This window comes from Amycolatopsis pittospori, assembly GCF_013870525.1.
Classification (GTDB): Bacteria; Actinomycetota; Actinomycetes; order Mycobacteriales; family Pseudonocardiaceae; genus Amycolatopsis; species Amycolatopsis pittospori.
In genome coordinates this window covers 73,195-91,305 of the sequence record NZ_JACBXD010000022.1, presented here as the reverse complement: position 1 = coordinate 91,305, position 18,111 = coordinate 73,195, and the positions used below count along the sequence as shown (strand labels likewise).

Here is an 18,111-nt window from a genome sequence, read left to right as displayed (position 1 = left end):
TCGGTCACCGCAGAGTGAAATAGGCTTCTTCCTCCTGCGCGAAATGCAGGGTCAGGATCGCGTCCAGGCCGTAGAGAGTCGCCCGCAGATCGTCGATCTGGTCGGCTTGGATCCCGTCCGGCGCCTCGTCCAGGTGCCGCCGCAATCGGCGCACGAGCCGCTCGATCTCGGCGTGTTCCAGGCTCATCGTCATGGTTCCTTCGGGTCCGCCCAGAACCTCGGCCAGCGCCGGGTAAAGCTGCTCTTCTTCGGCCAGTTCGTGAGGCAGCAGCCGGTCTTCGAGCAACCGGTACGCGTGCCGGACAGCGTTTTCGACGCCGGGACCGCCGCCCTCCGCCAAGGCGTCGGCCGCCCGGCGGACGGCGGAACGGGCCGGCAGCAGGGTTTCGTGCTCGACCTCGAACCGCCGTAACAAGCCGTCCGGCGCGCGACGGCGCCTCGACGACATCGGAGCGACCAAGGACCGCAGCGCGTTTCCGATCACGGCGATGTCGATCCCTTCCTGGACGAGGGCGCCGAGCACCGGCACGAGCCAGCCGCCGGCGGCCGCGAGCATGGCCAGCACCGACAGTCCGGTACCGATTCCCGCACTCTGGGTCGCGAGGCGTCGGGTCCGGCGGGCGATGTCCACGGCGTCGGCGAGCCGGTCGATGCGGTCGTCGACGATCACCGCGTCGGCGGCCTGCGCCGCGGCGGTCGAGCCGCGTGATCCCAGGGCGATCCCGACGCTCGCCGCCGCGAGGGCGGGGGCGTCGTTGACACCGTCCCCGACCATGGCGGTCACCGAGCGCCCGGTCTCGGCGCGGACGAAGGCGATCTTGTCCGCGGGCTCGCATCCCGCACGCACCCCGTCGAGTCCGAGCAGAGCAGCCACCTCCGCCGCGTTGTCGACACGGTCACCGGTGAGGAGCACGATGTTCGCGATGCCGGCCACGCGCAGCCGCCGGATCGTGCGTACCGCGTCGGGCCGCATCCGGTCGCGGACGAGGAAGGCGGCGACCGGTTGTCCGTTCTCCTGTACCCAGATCACAGTCGCGAGGTCGAGCCTGCCCCTCCGGGCGGCACTACGCGCCCAGGCGGGCAGGTCGCCGTCGGGCGGTCTTCCGATCCGGACGGACTTGCCGTCCACCTCACCTTCGACCCCCTGGCCGGGAGTCCCCGCCGCCGCGCGGCCCGGTGCGGGCTCGACACCGGCGGCGCGCGCTGCCCTCACCACCGCGCCCGCGAGCACGTGCGGCGAATAGGCCTCGACGCCCGCGGCCAGTGCGAGTACGCGCTCGGGCGTATCGCCAGGGGCACACATCACGGCGATCACCTCGGGACGGCCGGCGGTCACCGTGCCGGTCTTGTCCATCGCCAGAGTCTTCACGCGACCGAGAAGTTCGAGTGTGGCCCCGTCCTTGACCACGACCCCCGAGCGCGACGCCCGGGACATGCCGCCGGTGATCGCGACGGGCACGGCGAGAAGGAGCGGGCACGGCGTCGCGGTGACGAGCACCGCGACCGCACGGCCCGGGTCTCCGCTGAACGCCCACGCCAGGCCGGCGATGGCCAGCGCGGCGGGCAGGAACCAGACGGCGATCCGGTCCGCGAGCCTGGCGATCGGCGCGGTGCCCGAGGCCGCCTGCTCCGCGAGCCGGACGATACCGGCGTAGGTGCTGGCTTCGGCGGAAGCGGTCACCTGGAGATCGACGGCCGCACCGGCGTTGACCACCCCGCTGCGCACCGCCTCGCCGGTCCTCACGACCGGCTCCGCTTCACCCGTCAAAGCCGACTCGTCGAACGTTCCCTCTTCCAGCACCACCCCGTCCACCGGAACGATCTCGCCGGGCAGCACGACCAGGCGGTCGCCCGCGCGCACGTCGCCGACCGGAACCGTGTCCACCGGCGCGTCGTCGGTGTCGCCGCGACGCAGATGAGCCGTCGTCGGTGCCCTGGCCAGCAGAGCGGACAGATCCCGGCCCGCCCGGCGCGCAGCCGCGGCTTCCAGCACGCGGCCGGTCGCGACCATCGTGGCGATGATCGCCCCGGCGAGGTACTCCCCGACCGCGACGGCCCCGGCGAGCGCGAGTATCGCGAGCAGATCGGCACCCCAGCGACCCGCCCGCAGGTCGGCGAGCACCCACACCGTGGCGGGGACGACCATCAGGACCGTGGCGGCAGCCCACAACACCGCGGCCGGTGCCGGTCCCGACAGCCTGGCGAGTCCGCCGGCGGCGAGCAACGCCGTCACCCCGCCTAGGAGCAGTACCTCCTTTGACGGGCGCCACCGGCTCACCCGGCCGGCCTGTTCGCCTCGTCGTCCCACGTGAACTCCACCCGGTCGATGACATCGACGACCCCGGCCACCCGGCGGATCAACGCGTCGAGGAGAACGGACTGGCTCCGGCGTTCGACCGTTCCCGTCAAGGTGACGATGCCGTCGGTGACCTGGGCGTGGACCTCGCCTCGAGACGGTCGCCGGATCAACACCAGGAGGTCTTGATCGACTTCTCCAAGGATGTCCGCGTCGGTGCGGACGAGAGCCCGGACCAGGTCGGCCCGACTGACTATTCCGGTGAGTTTCCCGTAGCGGTCCACCACCGGCAGTCGCTTCACCCGGTGACCCACCATCAGCCTCGCCGCCTCTTGCAAGGGCTTGCCCGCTTCGACGGTCACCGCCGGGGACGTCATCACGTCCTCGGCGGCCCGCACGACGGATGCACCTTCGGCCTGCTTCAGCAACAGATCCGCCTCGGACACGACACCCACGACGTCCCGGTCGTGGTCGACGACCGGGACGGCGCTGATACCACGGCCGGCCAGGATCCTCGCGATGTCGGCGATCGGCGTGGACTTGCGGACGGAGTAGACGCCTCGGGTCATGACGTCGCCGACCGTGGTTCCGGTCATGACGGCGTTTCCTCGTCTTCCTCGGCCGGCTCCTCCTGCTTGCGCTCACGATAGGACTCGGCGGCGAAGTACCGCCTCATCGCGGCTTCGGCGAGCTCGGCAGAAGACCGTGAAGATCCCGAGCCCGCGGCTATCGCCTGGCGCGCCTCTCGTGCGGCACGTGCGCTTTCGACGTCGTTCATGCCCCATCTCCTTCCAGCAAAAGCGATTCCGGTATCCCGGCGGCACCGGGAAGCACGACATCGGACCGGACGACGGCGACCGGGCAGGGCGCGTGCCCGGTCAGGTTCTGACTCACCGATCCGAACAGCAGCCCCGTGAACCCGTTCCGGCCCCGGGTGCCGACGACGATCAGGCCGGCCCGTTCGCCGTACTCTTTGAGCACCTTGGCCGGTCTTCCCCTCACCACGAGACAGTCGAAGGGGACGTCGGGGAACCAGTCCGCGACAGTCGCCACCTTCGTCTCCAGCGCCTGCCGCTCGGCGTCCTGCACTGTCACGGAGTCGGCGAGGTTCAGGTCGCTCCAGGTACGGAGCACGGTCACCGACGTCCGCAGCCGCGCCGCCTCCTCGAAGGCGAAACGCACGGCGGAAGCGGAGGCGGACCAGCTGTCGACACCGACCAGGACGGGCCCGGACCGCGACCGCGCGCCACGGACGACCACCAGCGGGCACCGCCCGTGAACGGCCATCGCGAGGGCGGACGACCCCAGCACCAACCGGCCGACGCCGTTCAAACCACGAGAGCCGACGGCGAGCACGAGTGCGTGTTTCGACTCGTCGATCAGCACCGGCCGAGGATCACCTTCCCGCACCTCGGTCTCGATCTCGAGGCTCGGAGCGACCGCCCACGCCGCCGGCTTCGCCAGGCGAAGCCGCTTCATGGCGGTCTCGCGTAGGGCTGCACGTACTTCCGCGGCGGTGACTTCGAGATTCGGGTAGTCGTCCCCGGTCGAGGAATAGGCGTGGACGAGCCTCAGTGAGGTTTCTCGCCGCACCGCCTCTCCGGCGGCCCAGCGCACCGCCTCCGTCGCCGACTCCGAGCCGTCGACCCCGGCCACCACCGGCTTGGTCGAACCCCAACGTTCTGACACGGCGACCGCCCGCCCTTCCTGTCGGCTCGTCCCAGGTTGCGCCAGGCGCGGTAGGGCGGGGCAGTGCCCGGCGTCCTCGCCCGGCAGGCCCTTGGCACATCCGGACAGGGACGTTCTGCTCTAACCCGGACACCGCGCACGGCGAATCGTTGGCCTCCACGGACAGGAGGAGCCGATGACCACGAACGCTGCCGGCACCGCCGGACTACTGGCCGACCGCTACGCCCCGGACCCCGACTTCACCGTGATCCGGCATCGCCTGGTGAACGCGGACGCCGCCACGACCTACGCGGCGGTCCGAGCATTCGATTTCCTGGAGGTCGGCGGACCACTCGTCCGGGCGGCGACCTGGGTACGAGGACTGCCTGAGCGATGGCGGTTCCGGCACGGCCGGGCCCCAGGGCGACCCACCGGCCTGACCTTCGACGAGATGACGGACGGCTCCGACTGGGTCGTGCTCGGCGAACGGCCCGGCGAAGAGTACGCCGCCGGGGTGGCAGGCAGGTTCTGGCGACCGGTCATCGAATGGCTCCGGGTCGAAGCAAGCGAGTTCGCCGGCTTCGGAGAGCCGGGCTACGGGAAGATCGTCCTGTCCCTGTCCGTCCGACCCTACGGTGACCGCCACAGCCTGCTCACCTACGACATCAGGGTCACCCTGACCGATTCCGTGAGCCTGTCCCGTTTCCGGCTGTACTGGATGGTGGCGTCACCGCTGATCAAGAACATCCACGGCGCCACCCTGCGTACGATCGCGCGGGACGCCGAACGCGCCGAGACCGGGATGTCGTGACCGGCGAAGGCGCGGACGTGGCGAACGCGCGACTGATCGACCGCTTCGCACCGCGTGCGGACTTCATCCTGGCCGAGGAACTACTTCTCAGCGCGGCCGCCACCGCCGCCTATCGTGCGATCGGCGAACTCCGCGACGCCGACCTCGAGTCCCCGGTGATCCGCCTGCTCTTCCGCGCGCGCGATCTTCCCGGCTACGTCCGGTCGCACGGACACGTCACCGATCTCGGGGAGATCCTCCTCGGCGGCAAGGGCATCCTGCTCGGCGAGCGACCTGGACGGGAGATCGTCCTCGGCGCGGCCGGACGATTCTGGAGTCCCGTACCCGAGTGGTACGACGTCACTCCGGAGACCTTCCGCGACTTCGCCCACGCTCGCGGTGGCACGATCGCGATGACCTTCCTCGTGGATCCCTTGGCCGAAACCGGCTGCCGCGTGACGATCGAAACGAGGATCACCGTGGCCGACCCGGCCGCCCGGCACACCGCGTCCCTCTACTGGCATTCGATCCGGCCTGCCGCCTGGCTCACCACCCGTGGTCTCCTCGCGGCCATCGCGGCGCGCGCCACGGCGCTCACGCCTTCGTGAGCACCGCGGCGTCCGCGGCCGCCGCGGCGAGCGCGTCGACCAGGAGATCCGGATCCGGAAGAAGTTTCCGGTCCGTCCCGAATCCGAAGTGGACGGAACCCGCGTAGCTGAACACACAGACGGTGACCGCCTGACGCCCGCTGCACGGCGCCCACCCGACAATGCCGTCGACCCGGACACCGGCCAGCGCCATCGGACGACGCGGTCCGGGCACGTTGGTCAGCACCCCCGTCGCCTTGTCGGCGAAGAAGCGGGTCAGCGGTTCGGACAGGCTCTCCGGCATACGACCCGAGAGCCACTGGATCCCGAAGGTCAGCATCGGCTCGTAGGACTCGCGAATTCGCTTCACCCTTCGGTGCACACCGTCGAGGCGTTCCCGAAAACCGTTCTCCGTCAAAGGGAAACCAGCGAGGACGAGAGCGAAGTCATTGCCTAGCCTGGGTGGCAACTCGGCGTCGAACCCCGACCGGCTCACCGGGAGGAGCCAGTTGAGGTCGATCGGCGCCGCGACACCGTCACGGTCCCGCGCGTACCGTTCGAAGGCGGCCATCACCAAGGCCACGCAGACGTCGTTGACGCTCGTTCCGGTCGCGCGAGCCACCGCGGTGATCAGGTCGAGCGGGACGGAGTCGCCCCAGGCGGCCGTTTTCTCCTCGGCGGGCTCCCCGGCCCACAGCGTTTCCGTCTGCGCCGGACTCGCGAGCTTCGCCACACCACTCGCGGTGTTCCGCAGGGTGAATCCTTGGGAAACCAGGAACTTCAGTAGCCCCGCCGGTCCGATAGGGAGCGTGGAGGTCACCAGTTCGCCCGCCGCGCCGGCCAGGCCGGCGACACCGGTCAGGCCGAGAACCGGCCACGCCACCGCCGCACGGGCCAGCGGCCCCGCTCGTCCCGCCACCCGATCCAGCCGGTCACCCAGCCCGCCGAACATTTCGACGACATTCGCGGCGGCCCTGGCCATTGCTCGTGAACGTTCGGGTGCCTGTGGCCCCGTCCCGCCGACCTGGACCGGCCGGGAGTCCTCTTCCTCGATCGGATCGAGAAGGCCGAAAAGTACCTGGATCAAACGGATCCCGTCCGCCATGGCATGGTGCGACCGCATCAGCACGGCACTGCCGGTCCCGTATCCCTGCAGCAGCTCGATCGTCCACAAAGGATGATCGAGATCGAAGGGAAGTGCCCGGCGGGCGGCGACCAACTCCTGCAGCTCTTCCCTCGTGCCCGGTGCCGGCACCCTCCCCACCGTCAGATGCCTGTCGAGGCTGAAGTCCACGTCGGTCTCCCAGAACCAGTCACCTCCTTCGCGGACCGGTCGCTGGGTGAACACCGGGTACCTGCCGAGCAGCCGGTCGGCGACCACCCGCGCGAGACTTTCCGGAGCCACCTCGTCCGCCGTCCACAGCACGGAGGTGATGACCATCAGATTCGCCGGATCGTCCAGTTTCAGCCACAGCCGGTCGTGTGGCGCGAGCGGACGGCGCAGGGAGCTCACGACTTGTGCCGGGTGGCGATGGCCTCCTGGACGGCGAAGAGGCGGGCACGTTGAGCCGCGTCGGCGGCGTTCTGGTCGGCTTCGGTGACGATCACCGCGTCCGGTCCGGGAAAGACCGTGGAGACATGGTCGTCCTGTATCCAGCGCACCACGTACGGAGGTGAGCCGTCCGGCGAGCGGACCTCGACGATGAGTCCCCGCTGATCCGTCTTGCCGACGATCGGTCCCTTGATGACCAGCCAGTCACCTTGACGAGCATGCATGTCGCTCCCTTCCGGACGGTCTCTTTCCTTTGCTACGGGGAATGTTCTCCACCGTGTCGAGCCACCCGTGACGCTCATCCCCCCGCCTTCGCGGCGAGCAGGCGCCCGAGACCGGCTCCCCAGGATTCCGCCCGCTCCTGCTCTCCGTCACGGAGGGCGGTGGTCTCCTTGCTCACGTCCACGAAGAAGCTTTCGCACGGTACGAGTGGAACGCCGCCATGGCGCCGTAGGGCCTTCTGTGCGCCGCGGGCGGCGGAACCGGTGAGCCAGCGTGGTTTGGCCATTCTCGTATCGAAGACAGCCACCGGTATCCGGGCTTGAGCACTGCCACAGGAGCCGATCCATTCGCGCAAGCCGGTCGCCGACCGGACGCCGTGTCCGGCCTGCTCGAGCGCGGACTTCCGGGTCGCCGGCCTGGTCATCCCCAGAGCGTGTGTCGGCCCGCCGACGACCAGCAGGTCGATACCGTCCCAATCACGGGGCGCCTCGTCCACGTTGAGGACGTCGACGTCGGTGTGCGCCGCCAGTCCCTTCCCGATCGCCGTCGCCAGGGTTTCGGTGTTCCCGAACATCGACTCGAAGACCACCACGGTCCGCATCAGGATTCTCCTTGCCGCGCATCGGAAAGTTCTCGGGAGGAGCGGGAGACGGGGATCGCGACCAGCATGACGGCGGCGGCGAGCAGCACGACGCCCGCGGTCAGGAAGACCCACGCGAGCCAACCGAGCGCGGGAGCGGTCACGCCGGCCTCCGCCCGCACGTCCACTCCCGGCGTCCCGTCGGCGTTCATCACCACGACCGTCCAGTCGCCCGCCTGATCCGGCCACTCGACCGTGCGGGTTCCCGCCCCGATCGACGAGACCGTCCAGACGTCCGCGTTCTCCGGGAGCATCGGTACACCCGGGCCCTGATGGACGGCGACCGCGCCGGAGGCCAGGTCCGTGATCGTCACGTACTCGGTTCCCTCCAGGTAGCGCGCGACCGCGGACGACGGCGCGATGCCGACGAAGATCGGATTCTCCGTGCCCAGATCGGTGATCCGGACCCGGATGTCGCCCAGCGCTCGTTCGGCGAGCAGCACATCGTCGGGGGTTCCGGCGAACCGCACCCGCTCGCTCGTCAGCGCGTAAGTCCCCGTGCGGTAGGTCGACGAGGCGGACAGGTAACCGTCGTCGGATCGTTCGCCCTGGTCCAGCCAGAGCAGGGTGATCCCGCCGGTGAGCAGGCCCATGGAGACGGCTCCCAGGGCGACACCGGCCACGACCGAGACGATCCGGCCCGGCGACCACCGCGCACCGGACCGGCTCGGGGGCCGTGTCTCCGGCGAGGTGGCGGTCCGCCCCGGTTCGGTGCCGCCCATGTCCAGCCGGAACGGCGGGTACTCGTCGGTCATCAACGCGGCGTAGGCGCCGACCCGGATGACCCAGCGGTCCATCCCGATCACGAAGTCGTACAGGGGCTTCGGATACTTCCCGGTGAACAGCAGGATGATCGCGGCGATGAGCACCAGGATCCCGATCAAGCCGCCCGCTCCCCAGCTGAACCGGTCGTCGGAGCGGCCCCAGCCCAGCCACAGGCCGCCGCCCGCGAAGACGCCGAGGACGAGGTAGTGCGGAATCGCCAGCAACCACCATTTCACGAGCACGGATCCGCGTGACAGGCGTTCCGGATAGTCGATTTCGAGCCTGGCCGGATAGGACGGGTCGTCGGCGAGCGTGAACGGCGGATACCGGTCGGTGCCCAGCGCCGCGTAGGCGTAGTAGTGCACACGCCACGCCCACCGGAAGACCCCGACGTTGAATTCGAAGATCGACCGCGGATACCGCCCGGTGAACAGGATGGCGAAGAACGCCACCATCGTCAGCGGAACGAACGCGAGCCACAGCACCGCGAGTACGAGGTAATGCGGAATCGCCAGCAGCCATTTCACCAGCCAGAGCCACCGGGACAGGCCGGGATCGAGCGTTGTCTCGACGCGGACGGACGAACTCATGACGACGCCTCCTTGAGGGGAGCGGACCTGTCGACTCTCCGCCCCGTTCGCCCGCGGGAACAGAAACGAACGGCCCGCCGAGCCGGGCCCTCCGACCCTGCCCTCGCCCCGCCCGGCCGAGAACCATGAACCTCGACCCCTTTCCCCTTCTCAGAGGCAGGTTTCCGATGGACCACGGCCTTCCCGACGACTTCACCGTCGAATCCGCGGTGGCGCTGGCCGTCCGCGCGCCTTCGGTGCACAATTCCCAGCCCTGGCAATGGCGAACCGGGGACCGCACGGTCCACCTCTACGCGGATCGCACCCGGCGGCTCGCCGGCACCGACCCGGACGGCCGGGACCTGATGCTCAGCTGCGGCGCGGCCCTACACCACCTCCGGATCGGGTTCGCCGCCTTGGGCTGGCGTGCCGAGGTGCACCGTCTGCCCAATCCGGCGGAGCCGGATCACCTCGCCGCCATCGAACTTCACCGCCATCAGCCGACGCTGGAGGACATCGAGCTGGCCGCGGCCATCCCCCGCCGTCGGACCGACAGGCGCAGGCACAGTTCCTGGAGCGTCCCCCAGGGGCATATCGAGGTGCTGGCACGCCGCGCCGCCGACGAGGGCGCCATCCTGCGCCCGGCCCTCGACTCCGCCCGCTATCACCTCGCCGGCGCCATCAAGGAAGCCGCCTGGCTGCATTCCGAGGACCCTGTCTACCGCACCGAACTCGCCGCCTGGAGCGGACGTCACGTCTCTCCGGACGGTGTCCCCTCGGCGAACGCGCCCGCACAGGACGACACCCCCGGCGCCCTGCCCGCGCGCGCGTTCGCCGAGCCCCGGCTCGCCCAGACGGAAGGCGCGACCGGTGAGGACGACGAGACCGTCCTGCTCGTATTGAGCACCGCGTCGGACGATGTGATGTCCAGGCTCCGTGCGGGTGAGGCGACGAGCGCGGTCCTGCTCACCGCGACGAGTCTGGGCCTCGCGACGTCTCCGCTCACCGAACCGCTGGAACTCGCCGGCACCCGCGACAAGGTCCGTGATCTCGTCACCGGCGGGACGTTCCCGCAGATGGTGCTCCGGACGGGCTGGGCGCCGGTCAACGCGGATCCCCTGCCCGCGACACCTCGCCGGAACACGGCGGAAGTCCTGGGGGAACTGGGGAAGCCCATCACCGATCCCGTGCGCTACCAAAGCCACTGAACACCAGAGGAGCGGACATGCGGTACTCGCACTACGCGGACGGCGGCTGGATCGGCATGCTGCTGCTGCTCATCACCGTGCTCGTGCTCGTCGGCGGGCTCATCACCGTGTCGGTGATCCTCCCGCGCCGCGCCGCGCGGCCGCCGGAGAGTCACGACCAGGCCATCCGGATCCTCAACGAAAGGTTCGCTCGTGGGGAGATCGACAAGGACGAATTCGAGGCGCGCCGCGCCGCGCTCAGAACCTGATCCCAGCGGGTCCCGAGGTTCCGACGCCGACAGGAGTCCACAATGGACAGGCTGAGTCCGCTGGACGCCGCTTTCCTCGAACTCGAAGACGGCGATTCCGACGTCACCCTCTCGATAGCCTCGGTCGCGATACTCGAAGGGCCGGCGCCGCCGAAGGGGGATTTCGTCGAGCTGATCACCTCGAAGCTGCCGATGGTCCCCCGCTACCGGCAGAAGGTGCACCGGGTTCCCCTCGACCTCGGCCCACCGGTGTGGGTCGACGACGACCGGTTCGACGCTTCGAGACATTTCCACCGGGTCTCGGTCCCCGTGCCGGGCGACGAGAACGCGCTCTGCGAACTGGTGGCGCTCCTGATGGCCGAACGCCTCGACCGCGAGCATCCGCTGTGGGAGTTCTGGGTCATCGAAGGACTCGCCGGCGGTCGCTGGGCCGTGCTGTCGAAACTGCACCACTGTCTCGCCGACGGTGTCGCGGGGAACGCTTTGCTGAAATTGATGTTCTCGGCGGAGAGCCCGCCGAACATCCCGACGGAACCGGTGCGCGATCCCGGCACTGCGGCCTTGTTACTGGACGCGTCGCGCGGAATCGTCTCACTTCCCGTGGACCTGCTTCGCGGTGTCGGCGGGCTGGTGCTGTCTCCGAACCGCGCGGCCCGCCTGATCGCCGACACCGCCAAGGGACTGACCGCGCTCGCCGCGGCCCTCGTTCCCGCCGCACGGTCTTCCTTGTCGGGTCCGGTCGGGCCCGGACGGCGCTACGAGGTGGCTCGCACCTCCCTGGCCGAGATCGGCGAGATCCGTGCCGCGTTCGACGTGACCATGAACGACGTGGTGCTCGCCTCGATCACCAGCGCGTTCCGCGACGTGCTGCTGCGCCGGGGAGAAAAGCCACTGCCGGACTCGGTACGCACCCTCGTTCCGGTCTCGGTTCGCGGCGACCTGGAGACTCTGGACAACCGGGTTTCGCTGATGTTGCCGCTGCTCCCCGTCGACGTCCCGGATCCCACGGGCAGACTGCTCGCGGTCCATCGACGGCTCGCCGACCTGAAGGCCGGCAAGGAGGCGGAGGCGGGTGCCGCACTGACCGGCGCCGGCGAACACACGCCGTTCGCGCCGGTCGCCTGGGCGATCCGCCTGGCCGCGAACCTGCCCCAGCACAACGTCGTCACCGTCACCACCAATGTTCCCGGACCGGCGGAACCACTGCGCCTGCTCGGCCGCGAGGTGCTGGAGCTGTATCCGTACGTGCCGATCGCGATGCGGCTCAGGTCCGGGATCGCCGTACTGTCCTATCAGGACAAGGTGACCTTCGGGGTGACACTGGACTTCGCCAGTTCACCGGAGGCCGGCTTCTTCGCCAAGGCCATCGAGCACGACCTCGAGGCCTTGCTCCGTCTCGCCCGCGAATCCCGGCCCTGATGGCCCTTCGGCCCACGGCGGCGGGCTCGGGCCACCGATCACCGCTTCCCGTCCTCCGCCGGACGGGCCACGACCACCGGGCACAGCGCGTAGGACATCAGATATCCGATGTTGCCTCGAACGTTAGGAAGAACCGCGGTTCGCGGGGAGCGTCGTTGGTAACCGGCGGGCGGGACCTTCAGCCCTCCCGCGATTCACGGGGAGGTTCGAGGGTGAGACTCACGGACGCGTTCGCGATTCCTGACGCGATCACCTGCCGCGCGCCCGCCTCTTCGAGAAGTTCCGCGACCGGCCGGTTGTCCGCGAGATAGGTGGCCGTGAACCGGTCGAACCCGTGTCTCAGTGCGGCTTCGCCGAGCATGCGAACGAGAGCCGACGCCAATCCGGCACGCCGCCATCCGGGCAGGACCACGACCGCGATCTCGGCGACGCCTTCCTCCTGTGTCGCCTCGTACCTCGCGATCGCCACCCCTTCTCCGGTGTCGTCACGGGCGACGAGCGCGTAGCGGCGCTCGAAGTCGAGTTCGGTCAGGTATGCCAGCAGGCGTGGCGTCACCCTCGGCGGCGCACCGCAGAACCTGCGGTACAGCGTTTCCCTGTCCGCCTCGGAGATCGCCTTGCCCAGCGCGGCGGCGTCGCCCGGCCCCAGCCGGTCGACACTGACAGTACGTCCGTCACGGAGTTCGACCCGCGTGACACCGGTATCTCCGTCCATCGGAGCAGCGTAGAACCGGGATCCCGGATCCCACTGAGGCCGAACAGTTCGCCTCGCAGGGACCTACGACCCTCGTTCGACGCGAAACCGTGAGCGACGCTCGAACGACCACCAAGCCGAAGGAGCAGTCCATGAAAGAGCGATCCGGCACCCAGCGGAAGCCCAATCCGGGCGTCCTCGGATTCCTGGCCGGGATGCAGATCACCCTGGCCGCCGTCGCGTGGTCCGACCTCGCGGTGCGGCCCGCCGCCGAGATCCGCGGTTCCAAACGAAGGTGGGCGCTCATCATCGCGATCAACTTCGCCGGCCCCATCGCCTACTTCACCTGGGGCAGGCGGCCGGTGGATCCGGCAGGCCACTCCGCCGAAACGCCGTGACCGCCCGCCCCGACGATCAGATCAGTACCCGTTCCCGCTCACGAGGAACGACGGCCTGCCAGTCATATTCGTCGCGAAGCCGTTCGGCGACCGCCTCCGCGGCCTCGGGTTCGCCATGGACGAGATACGTGCTTCCGGGCTGGGGGCCGGCCGTGGCCCAGGCGACCAGTTCGTCGGCGTCGGCGTGGGCGCTGAAGGCATCCAGCTGGGTGACATCGGCACGGACGGTGACGTAGCGGCCATGGATCTTGATCTGCCGTGCCCCGGACGCGAGCTGCCGGGCACGGGTGCCCGCCGCGGCGTAGCCGACGATGAGGACGGTATGCCGATGGTCGGGCAACAGGTGTTCGAGATGGTGCAGGACCCGTCCGCCCGTGGCCATTCCCGAGGCGGAAATGATGATCGACGGCATTCGCGGGGCGTTGACCCGCATGGATTCCTCCACCGTCCGCAATTCGGTGAGCGAACGCGGTGTGAGGGGATCGTGCCCGGCGGCCTCCGGCCGGATCTCCGGCCACTTCGACCGGAGCGCGTCGCGGTACACCTTCAGCGCGGCCAGAGCCATCGGACTGTCGACGTAGACCGGCAGATCGGGAATCGCGTGCGAACTCCGCAACTTCGCCAGCGCGGCCAGCACGACCTCGGTCCGGTCTACCGCGAACGCCGGGATGAGCACGCTGCCTCCGCGCCGGGCCGTCCGGCGGATGACTTCGCCGAACCGGTCCAGAGCGCCTTCGTCGTGGTGAAGCCGGGTGCCGTAGGTCGTCTCCATCACCAGCGCGTCGCAGGCAGGCCTCGGTGAGGGCGGCCGAAGCAGGCTGTGTCCGGGGCGGCCGAGGTCGCCGCTGAAGACGACGTCCCGGGCATCCGACCGCAGGTGAGCCCACGACGAACCGAGAATGTGCCCGGCCCGGCCGAAGTCGAGAGTCACCCCGGCCGCGATCTCGGTTTCGGTGTCGAAGTCGAGCTTCTCCAACAGGCCGATCGCCTTCTTCGCGTCGCCGGCGTCGTACAGCGGCAGAGCCGGATGGTGTTTCGACCAGCCGTACTTGTTGGCGTGCACCGCGTCCTCGGTCATCAGATGCGCGCTGTCCTCGAGGACGATCGGTACGAGCTCGGCCGTCCCGGGGGTCACGTACACCGGACCGCGCCAACCCGCTCGCACGAGCACCGGGAGATATCCGCAGTGGTCCAGATGCGCGTGGGTGATCACCACCGCGTCGAGTTCGGCGAGCGCGGGTGGGAGCGGTGCCCAATTACGGCGCCGCAACGCGGTGAGTCCCTGGAACAGACCGCAGTCGACCAGGACCCGGGAGTCCGGCGTCTCGACCAGGTATTTGCTTCCGGTCACCGTCCCGGCGCCGCCATGGAAGGTCAGGGCCACGGTCACGATTACTCCGTTCTCGTCGGGGATCCGAGGACTTCGTCGAGCGCACGCCGCGGGCTGAGCGGCATCGGACCGTCGGGATACCCGAATCGCATGATGGCCTGGGGGAATCCGGCGAGCTCCAGGTCTTCGCACAGGGCGGAGCGCACCTCGGGCAGGTGAAGCGGCTGGGTGAGGACCGATCCGGCGAGTCCGGCGTCGACGGCGTCGAGCCAGGTGTACTGGAGGGCCCGTCCTGCCCGCAGGTGGTCGTGCCTGCTGTCGTCGAGGGTGAGGAACACGAGCAGGGTTTCCTCGGTCAGACGCCGTTGCAGGACGCGGCGATCGGGGATCGCGGTGGAAGCCCTGACAAGTCCGGCCCACGGCAGGGTCCCCGGCGGGGTCAGGCTCGCTGCCAGGCCGACGCCGTGGCGATGGGATCCTTCGTCTCGGATCGTCCACAGGGCCAGCTCGCGCTGGTAGGCCTGATCGTGCTGGTATGCCTCCGCGGCGAACTCCAGCAGATCCGCCAGCTGCGACAGCTCCAGTTCGTCCTGGACCGGCCGCGCCGTGATCCCGTTCTCGGCCGCCACGGACATCAGATCGCCGATCTCGAGGCGCGACACCGTCCGTCCCGAGAACCGACGACGGTAGCTGGCGCGTCGCGCGATGGCCGAGTACCGGTGCAACTCCACGTCAGAAGGAGCTGACCGCTCTCTCGCCTCGATCACGGCCACGACATCCGAGCCGTCGGCGTCGGGCAACATCTCGGTCCTGCCGCTGTAGCCGAGCACCCGGACGGCGAGCTCGATGTTGGCGAGGGCGGCACCGCACGACATGAGCCTGTCCCGGCCGGCCGGATCGTGCTCGGGCAAGGCCAGGTCTCGCCGCTCGCGCAGCAGGAGCCGGTCGCCGTCGAAGTCCAGTCGCCACGGCTGGATGTTGTGTACCGACGGTGCCCGCAGCAGCGTTCTCGCCAGCACCTCGGCTTCCGCCTTGGTCCACCCCTCGGCCATGGTTCCTCGTTCCCTTTTGGTCGGTTCGCCGGCTCCACGGTGCTGCAGAGCCACGGTGCCCGAGCAGGTGCGGAAGGCACCGATAGCCGGGACCAAATGCCCGGCCCGCGGCCCGATAGAGCCGAAGGTCCCGGCTCGTGGGGACGTCCAGGCGGATGTTTTCCGCTGATCACCCGAGTACGGTCGATTTCGCGGCCAGGACCCTGCGGTGGGAGGACCCGAATGACGACGAAGGTGTTCCTCGTCGACGATCACGAGATCGTCCGGCGTGGTCTGGCGGATCTGCTCGGGAACGAGCCCGACATCGAGATCGCGGGGGAAGCCGCGTCGGTCTCCGAGGCGCTGGCCCGTATCCCGCAAAGTGCTCCGGACATCGCCGTGCTGGACGTACGCCTGCCCGATGGCACCGGTATCGAACTCTGCCGCGAGTTGCTGTCCAAGCAGACCGATCTGCGCTGCCTGATGCTGACGTCCTACGCCGACGACGAAGCGCTGTTCACCGCGATCATGGCGGGCGCCTCGGGTTTCGTGCTCAAACAGGTACTCGGGAACGACCTGGTGTCGGCGATCCGCACCATCGCCGGTGGTGGGTCGCTGCTCGACAGCCGCACCACGGCCGCCTTGATGAACCGGATCCGGCGTGAGCGCAACCAGAGCGACCCGACGGCCGGTCTGTCCGAGCAGGAACGCACCGTCTTCGAGCTGATCGGCGAAGGCCTCACCAATCGGGAGATCGGTGAGCGGATGTTCTTGGCGGAGAAGACGGTGAAGAACTACGTCTCCCGGCTCCTCGCCAAACTCGGTATCCAGCGCCGAACCCAGGCGGCGGTCCTGGCGACCGAGCTCAAACGAGACGCCGTCCCGCAGATGTTCGGTGACCAGGACGCGGAGTCACGGTAAGGGAGCCTGCCAGACCAGCCTGGTCCCGCCGCCGTCCCGCCGCGTGAACTCCATGGTGCCGTTACAACGCTGCGCACGCTGCGCGAGGTTCGCCAGGCCGCTGCGCCGTCCCTTCTCGGGGATGCCGATCCCGTTGTCGGTCACCTCGATGACCAGCTCTCGGTTCGCCTCCACCGCCACCGTGATCTCGTCGGCCCCGGAATGCCGGATGGCGTTGCTGAGCGCCTCCCGCACCACCGCTTCCGCGTGTTCGTGCAGCTCCGCGGGCACAAGTGTGTCGACGGCGCCGGCGATCCGGACCGACGGCGTCACGGTGCCCTCGGTGGTCAGCTCCGTGATCGTGTCGAGCAAGCGGCGGCGCAGGCTCTTGGACGCGTCCGAACCGGAGGTGTGCAGGTCGAAGATCGACGTCCTGATCTCCCGGACCGTCCGGTCCAGCTGTTCCACCGCCTGGATCACCCGGTTACGGGCGTGTTCGTCGGGCACCCTCGGCACGATGCTCTGCAGGCTCATTCCCGTGGCGAACATCCGCTGGATCACGTGGTCGTGCAGGTCCTGAGCGATCCGGTCCCGATCGGCCAGCACATCCAGCAACCGCTGGGTGCGCTGCTTCTCGGCGAACTCGAGCGCGACCGCGGCCTGGTCGGCGAACGAGGACAGCATCGGGATCTGGTCCTGCCGGTAGAGCGGCGCACCCTTCTCTCGTCCGGCCACGAGAACCCCGCCGACACCGGCCGCGCTGTTCAGCGGGACCACTACCGTCGAGCCGAATCCGTGGAACACCGGTTCGTCCTCCGACCGGTTCACGACGCCCAGATCCGCCGTGACGCTCGGCTGTCCGGAGGTGACCACCTCGTCGATCACCGGGTGCCCGCTCGGGATGGACACTCCGGCCAGCCTGCTCGCGGCCTCGCCTGCCGCGACACTCACCGTGAACGCATCGCCGCCACCGTCCGCCAGCAGGATCATCACGCCGTGGGCGGCGGAGAGTTCACGGACGCGACCCACGATCAGGTTCAGCGTGTCGGTGACCGAGGCGCCACCGAGCAGTTCCCCGTTGACCTCGGCGACCGCTTCCAGCCACCGCTCCCGAGTACGAGATCGCTCGAACAAGCGGGCATTGTCGATCGCGACTCCCGCCGCGGCGGCCAAGGCCTGGAGGACGACTTCGTCATCGGCGGTGAACTCGGCCGCTCCCACCTTCTCGGTCATGTACAGGTTGCCGAAGACCTCGTCCCGGACACGGACCGGGACGCCGAGGAAACTGTGCATCGGCGGATGGTTCGCCGGGAACCCCACGGACGCGGGATGTACCGACAGGTCGGGCAGCCGGACGGGGTGGGGTTCTTCGATCAACAGCCCCAGCAGGCCCCGGCCCTCCGGCAGATGGCCCATCTTCGAACGGGTTTCCGGGTCGATTCCCTCGTGGACGAACTGTGAGAGTCCTTCTTCGTCACCGAGAACGCCGAGGGCGCCGTACCGTGCGTCGACCAGCTCGACCGCGGCTTGAACGATCCGCTGCAGCGTCGAGTCGAGTTCGAGGCCGGTGGCCACGGCCAGGACCGCGTCGAGCAGGCCCTGGAGCCGGTCACGGGTCTTGACGATCTCCGACAGCCGCTCCTGGACCTCGTGCAGCAATTCGTCGAGCCGCAGACCGTTCAGAACCGCCGGGCTCAGCGGCGCCTCCTCGGCCGCTTGACGCTCCGACGGCATCGAGGGGCTCCTCTCCCACGATCAGTGATGACGGGTGTTCGTCGTCCCTGAAGCCTTCAG

At 69.2% G+C, this 18,111-nt stretch carries 19 protein-coding genes; 7 read left to right on the top strand and 12 right to left on the bottom strand.

What is annotated here, in order from left to right:
- Positions 1–4: 4 nt before the first annotated feature.
- Genes H5J31_RS15185 through H5J31_RS15170 form a run of 4 tightly spaced genes read right to left on the bottom strand, consistent with a single transcriptional unit; the run spans position 5 to position 3,985 of the window.
- On the bottom strand, positions 5–2,308 hold the full coding sequence (locus H5J31_RS15185; protein WP_181773206.1) for a heavy metal translocating P-type ATPase: 2,304 nt from the start codon (positions 2,306–2,308) through the stop codon (positions 5–7).
- Positions 2,275–2,892, bottom strand: coding sequence for a CBS domain-containing protein (locus H5J31_RS15180; protein WP_181773205.1), 618 nt, complete (start codon positions 2,890–2,892; stop codon positions 2,275–2,277). The genes H5J31_RS15185 and H5J31_RS15180 overlap by 34 nt, the downstream gene beginning before the upstream one ends.
- Complete coding sequence (locus H5J31_RS15175) at positions 2,889–3,074, bottom strand: hypothetical protein (protein WP_181773204.1); 186 nt, start codon at positions 3,072–3,074, stop codon at positions 2,889–2,891. Before H5J31_RS15175 ends, H5J31_RS15180 begins: the two co-directional genes overlap by 4 nt.
- Positions 3,071–3,985 carry a universal stress protein gene (locus H5J31_RS15170; protein WP_328701492.1) on the bottom strand — a complete coding sequence of 305 codons (915 nt, stop codon included), beginning with the start codon at positions 3,983–3,985 and terminating at the stop codon, positions 3,071–3,073. The genes H5J31_RS15175 and H5J31_RS15170 overlap by 4 nt, the downstream gene beginning before the upstream one ends.
- 175 nt (positions 3,986–4,160) lie before the next feature.
- Here H5J31_RS15170 and H5J31_RS15165 point away from each other — a divergent pair, with 175 nt between their 5' ends.
- On the top strand, positions 4,161–4,775 hold the full coding sequence (locus H5J31_RS15165; protein WP_181773203.1) for a hypothetical protein: 615 nt from the start codon (positions 4,161–4,163) through the stop codon (positions 4,773–4,775).
- A gap of 17 nt (positions 4,776–4,792) precedes the next feature.
- Positions 4,793–5,362 carry a hypothetical protein gene (locus tag H5J31_RS15160; RefSeq protein WP_181773202.1) on the top strand — a complete coding sequence of 190 codons (570 nt, stop codon included), beginning with the start codon at positions 4,793–4,795 and terminating at the stop codon, positions 5,360–5,362.
- Here H5J31_RS15160 and H5J31_RS15155 read toward each other — a convergent pair.
- The 4 genes from H5J31_RS15155 to H5J31_RS15140 all read right to left on the bottom strand — a co-directional run bounded on the left by H5J31_RS15155 (position 5,349) and on the right by H5J31_RS15140 (position 9,110).
- A complete protein-coding gene (locus H5J31_RS15155; protein WP_181773201.1) occupies positions 5,349–6,854 on the bottom strand; it encodes a WS/DGAT domain-containing protein in 1,506 nt (501 codons plus the stop codon). The two genes, H5J31_RS15160 and H5J31_RS15155, sit on opposite strands and share 14 nt — an antisense overlap.
- Complete coding sequence (locus H5J31_RS15150) at positions 6,851–7,117, bottom strand: DUF1918 domain-containing protein (RefSeq protein WP_181773200.1); 267 nt, start codon at positions 7,115–7,117, stop codon at positions 6,851–6,853. The genes H5J31_RS15155 and H5J31_RS15150 overlap by 4 nt, the downstream gene beginning before the upstream one ends.
- Positions 7,118–7,191: 74 nt before the next feature.
- Positions 7,192–7,716 (bottom strand): flavodoxin family protein, encoded by a 525-nt coding sequence (locus H5J31_RS15145; RefSeq protein ID WP_181773199.1) that lies wholly within the window; start codon positions 7,714–7,716, stop codon positions 7,192–7,194.
- Complete coding sequence (locus H5J31_RS15140; protein WP_181773198.1) at positions 7,716–9,110, bottom strand: DUF4389 domain-containing protein; 1,395 nt, start codon at positions 9,108–9,110, stop codon at positions 7,716–7,718. The genes H5J31_RS15145 and H5J31_RS15140 overlap by 1 nt, the downstream gene beginning before the upstream one ends.
- Before the next feature lie 167 nt (positions 9,111–9,277).
- Between H5J31_RS15140 and H5J31_RS15135 the strand changes: the two genes are divergently transcribed.
- Genes H5J31_RS15135 through H5J31_RS15125 form a run of 3 tightly spaced genes read left to right on the top strand, consistent with a single transcriptional unit; the run spans position 9,278 to position 11,964 of the window.
- Positions 9,278–10,297, top strand: a complete 1,020-nt coding sequence (locus tag H5J31_RS15135; RefSeq protein ID WP_181773197.1) for an Acg family FMN-binding oxidoreductase — start codon at positions 9,278–9,280, stop codon at positions 10,295–10,297.
- A gap of 17 nt (positions 10,298–10,314) precedes the next feature.
- Positions 10,315–10,545, top strand: a complete 231-nt coding sequence (locus H5J31_RS15130) for an SHOCT domain-containing protein (protein ID WP_181773196.1) — start codon at positions 10,315–10,317, stop codon at positions 10,543–10,545.
- A gap of 42 nt (positions 10,546–10,587) precedes the next feature.
- Complete coding sequence (locus tag H5J31_RS15125) at positions 10,588–11,964, top strand: wax ester/triacylglycerol synthase family O-acyltransferase (RefSeq protein ID WP_181773195.1); 1,377 nt, start codon at positions 10,588–10,590, stop codon at positions 11,962–11,964.
- Positions 11,965–12,142: 178 nt separating this feature from the next.
- On the opposite strand, the gene H5J31_RS15120 is transcribed toward H5J31_RS15125, so the two are convergent.
- Positions 12,143–12,679, bottom strand: coding sequence for a GNAT family N-acetyltransferase (locus H5J31_RS15120; protein WP_181773194.1), 537 nt, complete (start codon positions 12,677–12,679; stop codon positions 12,143–12,145).
- Between the two features lie 131 nt (positions 12,680–12,810).
- Between H5J31_RS15120 and H5J31_RS15115 the strand changes: the two genes are divergently transcribed.
- A complete protein-coding gene (locus H5J31_RS15115) occupies positions 12,811–13,056 on the top strand; it encodes a PLDc N-terminal domain-containing protein (protein ID WP_181773193.1) in 246 nt (81 codons plus the stop codon).
- Between the two features lie 16 nt (positions 13,057–13,072).
- Here H5J31_RS15115 and H5J31_RS15110 read toward each other — a convergent pair whose 3' ends face one another.
- On the bottom strand, positions 13,073–14,446 hold the full coding sequence (locus H5J31_RS15110) for an MBL fold metallo-hydrolase RNA specificity domain-containing protein (protein WP_181773192.1): 1,374 nt from the start codon (positions 14,444–14,446) through the stop codon (positions 13,073–13,075).
- Positions 14,447–14,448: 2 nt separating this feature from the next.
- Positions 14,449–15,438 carry an Acg family FMN-binding oxidoreductase gene (locus H5J31_RS15105; protein WP_181773191.1) on the bottom strand — a complete coding sequence of 330 codons (990 nt, stop codon included), beginning with the start codon at positions 15,436–15,438 and terminating at the stop codon, positions 14,449–14,451.
- 222 nt (positions 15,439–15,660) lie between these two features.
- Between H5J31_RS15105 and H5J31_RS15100 the strand changes: the two genes are divergently transcribed.
- The gene (locus H5J31_RS15100) at positions 15,661–16,338 is read left to right on the top strand and encodes a response regulator transcription factor (protein ID WP_181773190.1); all 678 of its coding nucleotides are present in this window, start codon (positions 15,661–15,663) and stop codon (positions 16,336–16,338) included.
- Here the strand turns inward: H5J31_RS15100 and H5J31_RS15095 are convergent.
- A complete protein-coding gene (locus H5J31_RS15095; RefSeq protein ID WP_181773189.1) occupies positions 16,330–18,051 on the bottom strand; it encodes a sensor histidine kinase in 1,722 nt (573 codons plus the stop codon). The genes H5J31_RS15100 and H5J31_RS15095 overlap by 9 nt on opposite strands.
- Between the last annotated feature and the right edge of the window lie 60 nt (positions 18,052–18,111).